The 10753-nt window shown below is 43.5% G+C and carries 4 protein-coding genes; 2 read left to right on the top strand and 2 right to left on the bottom strand.

Translation table 11 applies throughout. From position 1 onward, the window contains the following. A partial coding sequence (locus R8N46_RS23900; protein ID WP_318189671.1) for a Calx-beta domain-containing protein occupies positions 1-1482 on the bottom strand: 1482 nt, incomplete at its 3' end. A 389-nt stretch (positions 1483-1871) separates the two neighbouring features. On the opposite strand from R8N46_RS23900, the gene R8N46_RS23895 reads away from it, so the two are divergent. Next, entirely contained in the window at positions 1872-3185 is a 1314-nt protein-coding gene (locus R8N46_RS23895; RefSeq protein ID WP_021707835.1) for a TolC family outer membrane protein, read from the top strand. A 2-nt stretch (positions 3186-3187) separates the two neighbouring features. Then, positions 3188-3802 carry an OmpA family protein gene (locus R8N46_RS23890; RefSeq protein ID WP_005377363.1) on the top strand — a complete coding sequence of 205 codons (615 nt, stop codon included), beginning with the start codon at positions 3188-3190 and terminating at the stop codon, positions 3800-3802. Positions 3803-3889: 87 nt separating this feature from the next. Here the strand turns inward: R8N46_RS23890 and R8N46_RS23885 are convergent, their stop codons facing one another. Beyond that, positions 3890-10693: a Calx-beta domain-containing protein gene (locus R8N46_RS23885; protein WP_318098545.1), complete on the bottom strand. Its 6804-nt coding sequence runs from the start codon at positions 10691-10693 to the stop codon at positions 3890-3892. Positions 10694-10753 lie beyond the last annotated feature (60 nt).

The following is a 10753-nucleotide window of genomic DNA, read 5'->3' as shown; positions in this document are numbered from 1 at the left end:
TTCGGTTTGCCCCGCTGGCACCGTTACCACACCATCGTTTGGCACTGCAACCCAACCGGAGCCTGTGTTGTATTCTAGGGTGCCTAAATCTCCAACTTCGGTATCGCCGAGATTAAGACCCAACTCCACTTGCGTTTCCGCTTCAGAGGCGTTCGATAAGTTGACTTTGAAGTTCGCTGCCTCTCCCTCATTAATAGTACCAGCGTCTGAAATAGTCACGCTTGGACGGTCATCATCCGGATCAGGGCCCGGACCACTGCCATCATCCACTATCGTTGCCGTACCGGTATCGCTGCCTTGCACCGCCCCAATGCCAGTCACCGTCACGCTGAAATCTTCTGGGCCTTCATAAACAGCGTCATCAATGGAAGCGATACGCACATCAAACTCGGTTTGCCCCGCTGGCACCGTTACTACGCCATCGTTTGGCACTGCAACCCAACCGGAGCCTGTGTTGTATTCCAAGGTACCTAAGTCACCGGCTTCGGTATCGCCCAAGTTCAGGCCTAGCTCGACTTGAACAGTGGACTCGGAGGCATTCGACAGCGTCACTTTGAAGTTCGCTGTCTCACCCTCATTAACCGTACCTGCATCACTCATCGTTACCGCTGGGCGATCATCATCAGGATTTGAGCCAGGTCCACTACCATCATCTAAAATAGTGGCAGTCCCAGTAACAGGTGTGCTTTGTTCTTCTGTCGTGCCAGAGAGCGTAAACGTTTCTGGGCCTTCAAATACAGAGTCGTCAATAGAGTCTATAGAGACCGTAAAGTCACTTTCACCCGGTGGGATCGAAATGGTAAAGGTTCCGCTTTCACCGACTGAAACTTCTTCTGTTGTACCATCAGAAAATGTTATGAGGACACGCTCATTGACGTAGTCACTCCCGTTCTCGTCAGCTGAGCCGCCTGTTGCGGTTCCATCAAGGAGAGAAAGAATGACATCAGTGTTGTCTTCAGTTGTTTGACTTAGAGTAATATCGAATACAACTTGGTCACCTTCGTTGATAGTCGGACTAGATATTTCTTGAACTAAGATAGTCGGTGGTACAGGGCCATTAATTACTCTGAAAAGATCCAACAAAGATAGTGCTTGAGTTGTAGATAGTCCGATTCCATCAATACCGACGGTCTCAAAATTCGTACTAGCCAACAATTCAGCGCCAGTACGATCTATTGCACCAGTATTTTGGGGGCTAGAACCACTTTCCTCACCTGCAGCTGGCTCAAAATCCTCACCAAGAGCAGTAGGGTCTTCTCCACTAGCGATAGCCTCGATTAGCGCAGTGACATCATCAGTAACGTTAATTGAACTACCTTGCGGTGTTACCTGTTGTACAATTAATTCTGATGTATCAGAAACTTCCTCAATAATTAATTCACCAGGCTGAGGTAGCTGACCACTTTCAAGACTTCTCAGGTTCCCATCAAGCCCTATAACCACGACATTGCTCATCAATGAACTTAACGCTACTCGATCCATGCTCTTCATCCTTGTATTAGTTTAATTAAAGGCTTGTTACTGCACTAAACACGTCTATAGTTTAGACAAAATATGAATTTTTCGTTTTATTCCAAGAGGATTTAGTTTTTTGAGAGTAATAAGGAAAATAACCGAAGAATTTGCCTTCATTTAAACCAGTTTCCGCTATGCTCTTAAGATAAAAAGGTTTTCTACGAAAAAATCGACCACTTACCAAGCAAGCTTTGCCTCGTATGCTAGAGTTTAGAGAGTAAGATTGTTGTTTTTTATTGAATTAAACATTTAAACATCAACAAGTTGATAATACGCACTAAGAAAATTCATTGTTTGTAACTTCTCGTCTCAAATATGAAACAGAATAAGAGCGACATGATTTTAGGAGAACTAACGTGAGATGGAATCGAGTACATATAGCCTGCTGTTGCTTAATAGTGTCTTCACCAGTTTTCGGTCAAACTCTAGAGCAAGCGGTTGCACAGACGCTACAAAATAACCCCGATATTAAGAGTGCATTTAACGAGTTTATGAGCCAGAAGTACATAAATGAAGCTTCATCAGGTGCTTATCTCCCCTCTGTTGATCTAGATGCTGGAATTGGATATGAAGGATTAGACCCGTCAGATGAAGTTGGTCGAGGAGACACGGATTACACTCGAAAGGAAGCTTCAGTGACACTGACCCAACTAATATGGGATGGTAGCGCTACATTAAATGATATTGATCGAACCGCAGCTGATGCTGAATCTGTTAGATTTCAACTCTTAGCAGATGCTTCAGATAAGGCACTTGAAGTGACTAAAGTGTACTTGGACGCTGTTAAAGCGTATGAAGTCCTAAAGCTTTCAGAAAACAACCTTGCTGTTCATAAAGATATTTACGATGACATTAAAAAACGAGTCAACTCGGGTATCGGCTCTACTGCTGACTTGACGCAGGTAGAAGCACGTTTGGCAAAAGCACACGGAAACTTAGCTGCTGCTCAAAATAACCTGTATGACTCTCACACGATGTTCACTCGTTTAGTCGGTCAAACACCACAAGGGTTAATCTTTCCGAGAGCGGACCAAAACTTTATCCCGTACACGGTTGATGAAGCGGTAGGCTTGGCATTTGAACTTCATCCCGTTATTCAAGTGGCGCTCGCAGACGTAGACTCGGCTAAGTTTCAATACAAACAGTCTAAAGGTGTTAATTACCCAACCATTTCAATTGAAGCTTCGCAAACATGGCGTGACGACGCTGATGGTTTAAAAGGTCGAAGTGATGAGACACTTGCCATGCTGCGTCTACGCTACAACCTATTCAATGGTGGCAGTGATGCAGCGAACTCAGAAAACTTTGCCTACCAGCTAAATAAAGCAAAAGACTTGCGTGAAGGTGCCTATCGCAATGTTGAAGAAGGATTAAGGCTTTCTTGGAGTGCGCTTGATTTAACATTACAACAAAAAGAGTTTCTATCAGATCATGTAGACTCTGCGTCTGAGACCGTAATTGCTTACGAGAAGCAATATCGCATCGGTAAACGAACACTGCTTGATCTATTGAACACTGAAAACGAGCTCTTTGAGGCGCGTAAAGACTACTTAGATTCTAAATACGCAGAGCAGTACGCCAAATATCGAGTGATGAACGCAACTGGGCAACTGTTGAGTGCATTAAGGGTTGAAATGCCTAAAGAATGGCTAGAAGAAGTGGAGTATTAATTATGAAACACATAGCTTTTATTACACTCTCATTAATGCTCTCCGCATGCAGTTCATCAGATCGTGGTGATGAATATGATTACATAGATACCCCAATTGCCGATCAGTGGGCTGATCATATAGATGATGACTCTGACGGAGTCATTAACGAGCGAGATTTGTGCCCGGGTACACCTTTGGGTGCCGAAATAGACAACGACGGTTGTGGTTCGTACGTTGACTCCTCACAAGAAATGCAAATTCGAGTACTATTTGCGAACGATTCCGATGTGATCAACCCTATCTTTACGCAACAAATTCTTGAACTATCCGACTTTTTGAAAGAGTACCCGAACACGTCTATAGAGATTCAAGGTTATGCTAGTCGCACTGGTACTGCAGAACATAATCTTGACTTATCTAAGCGCCGCGCTGAAAACGTTAGAAAAGAGCTCATGAAGAACGGCATTAGTGGAGATAGAGTTACCATTGTCGGCTATGGAGACACAGTACTTGCGACACAAGGTACAGACCAAGTTAGTCACGCATTGAACCGTCGAGTAACCGCAACAGTGATTGGCCACAAGGGTGAAGTGAAGAAAGAATGGACCGTTTTCACAACACTTCCAAAAAGCTAGCACAACAATAAACAGACCGTAAAAATAAAAGGTCTAGCAAATTGCTAGACCTTTTTTGATTTTAAATTTGACTACAGTTTAGCGCTACTACATGTCTTTGTACTGAGCTTCTAAACTCGCAATTAAGCTTTGAGTCACATCATCAACACTTGCACCGTCAAAATGGATGTCCAATGTCGAGCTCCCTTTTGTAATACTCAGGTTTGCCTCAGATCCCCCGTCTGGTGCCACTTCTACATGATACTCTCCGACATCACCAGTATGATCACCTGATTGAAGATCATTAAGAAGCTCTCCAATTTCATCTTTAGATAAGTCGTCAAACAGATCTGAGAAGTCTAGAGCGTCTTCATTTTTATTGAAGTCAGTGACAGTATCAACATCGTTAGTGACTTCACTCCACTTAAAGATGTCGGCCCCTTCTGACCCTGTTAAAGTATCACTACCTAAACCACCAATCAGAATATCATCCCCTTCACCGCCAACGAGTATGTCGTTGCCACCATGACCAAATAGTAAGTCATCACCAGCGCCGCCATATAAATTATCCGATTTATCTCCTTGGTGAGTTTGGTTGAATTCTTCCAAGTTATTTCTAACGTACTCATGTATATCTTCGCCGTCAACGGTAGACACATCCTGACCCGTTTGCTGCGCCACATGTGATTGAATCGCACTTAAGCCTTGTTCATTACCACCAAACTCAATTAAGTCACCTAACAAGATATCGTTACCTTCACCTCCTTGAATAGTGTCTGAACCTTGTTTGAGAGGTACATCTTGACCCAATATCGTTTCAGCAAGCTTAGTAACATCAATATCTGACTCTACCACACCATCAGTGTCATACTGCTTGAGTGTATGTTCATCAACGCCACTCCCAAGACCTATCGCTTCTATAGAGGACAATGCCGCTAGTACTTGATACATGTGTTGAGCTTGTGTCGAGCTATTCCCTTCATCGTAATAACGGATAGAGCCATAATATCTGTCGATATCGCCAAGGATTCTTCCTGTTAGCGGTGAATAAACCTTACCGTAACTATCTATAACGACATCACCTTTGTAGGTAACTGTTTGTCCGTATGAGTAATTGTTTTTACTCGCAATATCTTGCAGGGTAACAAGCTTGCCAGAATTATCGACGTCCAAAATCACTTTCGAGAATTCACTCGGTGCTACACCATAGAGGTATGTTGCTCTATTTGGTTGACCATCCGTAACAAAGTACGTGATATTTTGGCCATTAGGGTTAGGTTGACTGCTGAACCATTCAACGGCCGACTGTAAGCCCGCCTCATAGTTTGTGCCGCCAGAACCCTCATCATCAATTACACGATTCAACTCTTCTACAAACTCTTTTCTTGCTGTAAGAGAACTCAAGTCAACAGAAATCACCGCTGATGCACTTGAAGCAAATTCACTAAGGTGAATATTCACTGTCCCTGGCTTCTCTCCTTGATTTACCGCACTTAACAGCTCATCAAACACATCTAGCACTTCTTGCTTCGCAGTTCCTACCCAGTTACCCATGCTCCCTGAAGTGTCCAGAACAAATGCGATGTTGTAGTCCTGACCTGCAATGATCTCCAATCCTTGAACATCACCAACAATAATATCGTGATCGTCACTACCCGTTATCTGATCATTCCCATGCGATCCCGACTCCAACACATAGTCACGAGCTGTAAGCTCAACGGATTCAGTTGTTGAAGCTGCGTCATTATTTGATCCTTCAACAGACGTAGCAGTAACGCTTAGCGGGAACTCTAAGCTGCCTTCATAATCGAATGGCACTCTGATATCCAGGGAAAGCTTACCATCTGTACCAAGAGTGACAGGGTAATCTCCATTTGAATCTTGCTTAATTGCGACCCCATCAACATACACGTCAACACCGTCTGGTAGATCTTGTACAAGAGCAGTCTGCGCTAAATCCTCACTTCCATCGACATCAACTAGATCAACATCCACATCGACCGAAATCCAGCGATCTTGAAGCACTTCATAAGTGCCATCAGGTTTCAAATCAACAATTTTGTCTGCAAAAACAACGCGTTCAATTTCATATAAATGATCACCTCGGTCATCACTACCTGTATGATCGTTTACCGAATCGATAGAACGACTATCTAATAAAATCCAATATGGAACTTTACCTCCATGATCGTCTTTGAAGGTCATTTTGTAGTCATCAAAGTTCCCTGTTAAGTAGACTGTATCTTTACCATCATGCAGAGTAAGACTGGTCGCGTCATCACCATAAAACGTATCATTGTTACCACCGCCAACAAATACGTCATCGCCACCGCCACCATAGAATACATCGTTGAAATCTGTCCCAACAAACAAGCTGTCGGTGTCACTTAAGTCAGTATTGACTCCCAACACAACACCAGCGTGTGTATTAATTTTAGGTACTGCATTATCCAACCCAAGGTTGGCTGCGACAGCCTCATTTTCGGTATTGGTATTATTTATTGCCGATGTAGCTAAGTGATGGTTTGGATCAATAGCATCTCGTTTAACTAAGTCGCCAACATTGATCGTGATCGTAGGTGCATCTGCGATAGCAACAACATTGATATCAAGTGTATTTGTTACGCCAGTATTTGTGGTATAGCTAATTAATGGAACGTCACCTGACCAATGCTCAGCAGGTTCAAATATGTAACTACCATCTCGGTTTACTAGTAACGTACCACTAGTCAAAGAAACACTTTCGCCTACCTCGTAATCAGCACCATCGATAGTAAGATGATCTACCATCAGAATATTGTCGCCGTCAGAGTCATTAAGCAATACATTCCCTTGTAGAGTATTGTCTTCTATGGTTTCGCCCAAATCACTTTCCGTTTCCGTCGGTAAGTTCTCATGTACTACAACATTGATCGCCAAGTTAGATTCTGCTGAATCACCATTCGAGCTTTCTGTACTCGTTGCAGTCAAATTGATAGTGAAGTCATCATGGGAGCCCGCAGGTGGAGTCACAGTAAGTGCATCTAATGCCCAACTTGTCACGTCCAGTTCTTCATCAATAGTTGCGACAGTAATAGAACTATTTCCATCTGAAAGGATCGCACCTACAGGTAAGCCAGTTAGCGTGACTTTAAGTGATTCAGAGCCATCTGTATCATTTAAGCTTGCTTTAATTTCAGAGAGCGGTATCGCTGTATCTTGTAACCCTTCGTTCAGCTGGTATGTTTCGTAAAACGCAACACCATTAACTTCTTGTAGTTCAGACGTTCTGATATCAGTTGCTTCTAGTGCACTTTCATCACTAACTACGTAAAGACTACTATTGCTCAGGTTGACAGGCGCTTGTCCATTAATGGATACATCCACATTAAAGTTACCCGGACCACTTTGGTTATGGTGATAAATTTCAATTGGATAAAAGCCAGATACCGAAGGGGTAAAGCTAGCTCCCTTAATATCACCACTGTCGCTCCCCCAACGAGCTTGATCAAGTAACGTACCACCCAACTTGATTGCAAGGCTATCATCGGCTTGACCGACAAAGTCGTAACTCGAGCCAGCTTCGAGATAAACAAGAGATGTGACTAGAACGGCCTCATTTGCCAAGGTTGCATGAGTCCCTAAATCTTCCACATTTGCCCAACTCAATCGAGTACCATCGGCTTCATTAAGAGCGTTGATCGCTGAGATTAGAGTCTCTCCATTGACCCCCATACCATCACTAGAACCAACTTGAACATTACTCCATGTCGTAACGTTAAACTCTTGTTGAGGCAATGAGTTTAATGGCGTCACTGCAATTAAGTTCGGTTTGTCAGCTACAGGGTTCACGTCTATTGTCAGTGTCGACTCTTGACCAGAGCTCTGCCCATCTGTCGGTTTAAAACCAATTTGAGCGTAACTAGATTCCTGATCTCCGACTTGATTTCCGCCGAAGCTGTCACTGCCTGATTCATTTAATTCAGGTACAAAACGAACACCGTTTTCCTCAAAAAGCGATTTATCGAGGACTTGATCGATTTGTACAGACTGCCAATCGCCTTGCGAATCTCTGTACTCTAATGAGCCATCGCTAGGAAGCGTTGTAATTTGGACGGAGAGATCTGATACATCAGAGTCCACATCGCTAATACCGAATGATGACCAATCAAGCATCACTTGAGTATCTTCATTCATCTCAACCACTGAAGGCGAAGATTCAGGAGCATCATTCACATTTACCAGAGAAACATTTACCTCGGCAGTATCAATCCCGCCAGTTCCATCGATAACCTCAACCTGAAGCATATAATCGCCCAAGTCAACATCATCGATTGTCTTGTTCAATGAAATCTCTCCGCTTGTCGGGTCGATATCAAAAATACCATTAGTGCTCGAGCCATCTGCAAAGCGGTATACAAGCACGTCATTATCGTGATCTTCAGCAACGACCGTGCCGATAACGGCCCCACTCACCGTGTTTTCGTTAACTGACCCGAAGTCGTAAACATCATCATTTGGTTTGTCACCAGCACTATCGCCGCCAGAAATAAACTCTGGAGCGTGCTGAGCATCTATAATAGAGACTGTTGCTTCATTCGAGTCACTTGCAAGCGTCGAATCTGCACCAACCGTATCAATTAGAGTCACGGTTAGGTTTTCAAGATCTTCGTAAATACCATCATCGAGAGTTTTTATATCAATCGGCGCCGACGTTTTACCCGCTGGAATCGTGACTGTGTACGTACTTGGAGCAATATAATCTTTGTCATCAACATTCCCTCCGATTGTGAATGTTACCAGTACATCTTCATCTGCTTTTTGGTCAATGTTGACGATAAATTTTGCATCACTACCTTCATCAACTGAGGATTGATCTGAGCTAATAGTCACTTTCGGTGCACTTTGGGCATCAACGATCACAACACTTGCGCTGTTATTTGAAGCAATGCTCGCATCAGCGCCATCCACCTCTTTAATGGTTACTGTGAAAGATTCTGCGCCCTCATAAATACCATCGGTGACCGTCAGTAAGTCAAGAGCAGCTGAAGATTGACCCGCAGGAACTTCAACACTCAGAACGCCAACAAAATCTTTTCCATCTTGGGCCACGCCACTATATTCGACATGAACCGTAACACTCTCATCTGCAACTTTATCAAGTGTCAGCGTAAAGCCTGCCGTTTCACCTTCATTTACGCTGTTTTGATCGGCACTAATACTAACTAAAGGTGCAGGATCAGAATCCACAATATTTGCGTTACCAGTTGCAATACCATTACTGGTGACACTACCGATTTCCGTAACCGTCAGACCAAAGCTCTCATCACCTTCATGGACATTATCTAGTTTGGTCGGGACTGCGACTTTAATTTCAGCGACACCTGGAGGTATGGTAACGTCTCCATTAGGCGCCATATCTAATGTTTGAGTTTGACCATGAGTATCCACATAGGTCACTACCATAGTGCCTAAATCAACATCTTCCGCAGTATAGCTATCATTTGTTGTTGACTTCAGATTGACGACAACGGCCTCTTGAACAGGGTTAGAGAGTAAAACGGTAAATATTGCGTCAGTTCCTTCAATGACATCGCCGGCATCTACTACGCTAAGTTTTGTACTGTCATTATCAAGAACTGTTGCCGTCCCCGTTTCACCGCCGATCTCAAGAACGATCGTTTCGCTGCTTTCCACAACCAAGTCATCAATAGTCGGAATCGATATTTCGAAGCTACTTATACCTGCAGGAACAATCAAGTAACCACCTAAGAAAACAACACCATTTGTATAGGTTGCATTTGATAGATTTACGTCATTCTTATCAACTGAAGAACCTTGAGCAAGCATATCAACTTGGTACTTAACGGCAGTGCTGGTGGTTTCATTTAGAACAACCGAGAACGTGACATTGTCACCCTCAGTCACGCTATCACCGACCACAGACAGGCTTGGCCCATTTTCAGCAATATTACCATCTAGCATTTCATTAACGATATTGACTGTAGATGGATCGCTAACGCCATTTTCAGAGTCGACTGCCACATATCCAAAGCTGTCTTCGGCAGGTACACCTTCTACATAACGTAACTCCCAGTTCCCTTCATTTTTCGTAGAAAAATCTAACTGAGTAATGACCGAACCTTCAGGAAGAGCTAGATCTTTCCCATAACCAACGCTTGTTTCTTGGAATAGCATGAAGTTGCCTTCAGGCTTCAAAAACTCGAACGTTTGAGTCTGTTGGACATTATTTGAATCTAAGTATGTAACCGTAATAAGTGCTGCGTTGTCATCACCGTAATCAAACAATCCACCTAATCCATCTAAGCCAAGGTTTACGCTGCCCACAGGGTTATTAGACAAATCGATCGTAATCGTTTCACCTTTCTCAATACCCTGCCCATCATTGTCAGCGATACCATTGCCGATGTGTGACACCTGGCGGTTGTACTGCGCAAGCTCACCGCTATCAGAAGAAATGGTGATAGAAGCTCCATTTGCTAAATGCTCAGTACGGGAATGTGATGAACCACCATCCTCACTTAATCCCCAGTTATTGAAATCTGTTGTAGATTCCGAGCTATTAGGCGTATTAGGACGATCTTTGATACCTAATAAGAAGCCAACATTATCAGCTTCATAGTAAAGGCTGTCTTTGTCATAAAGCGTATCGCTTACTTCTTTAATTTCGTGCAACTCACCATCACTATCTTTAAAGAACAACGTACCTGAGGTTGGCAGTTCAGTAATCCGCACATGCAAATCGTTGCCATTTAAGTCATCTTCAATATCCGCTATATGATCCTGAGAGTCGCCATCACCTAAAGGTTTCATATCAGTATCAAATACAACTTGCGTCAAAGGCTTATCAGTAACATGCGTAAAGTCCTCACTGTCAGGCCTGTCATTCACTGGTGTGACATCGACGTTCACCGTGGTGGACTCCGATACCCCACCCGACGTGACGATGTACGTGAAGCTGTCTGTACCGTG

Source organism: Vibrio sp. 1874 (assembly GCF_033344395.1).
GTDB lineage: Bacteria > Pseudomonadota > Gammaproteobacteria > Enterobacterales > Vibrionaceae > Vibrio > Vibrio alginolyticus.
Note: the sequence above shows the minus strand (reverse complement) of the source record. Positions and strands in the feature narration are given on the sequence as shown.

Bases quoted from the DNA above. Each gene is read 5' to 3' on its own strand.
- R8N46_RS23890 (WP_005377363.1), top strand. From the start codon at position 3,188: ATGAAACACATAGCTTTTATTACACTCTCATTAATGCTCTCCGCATGC.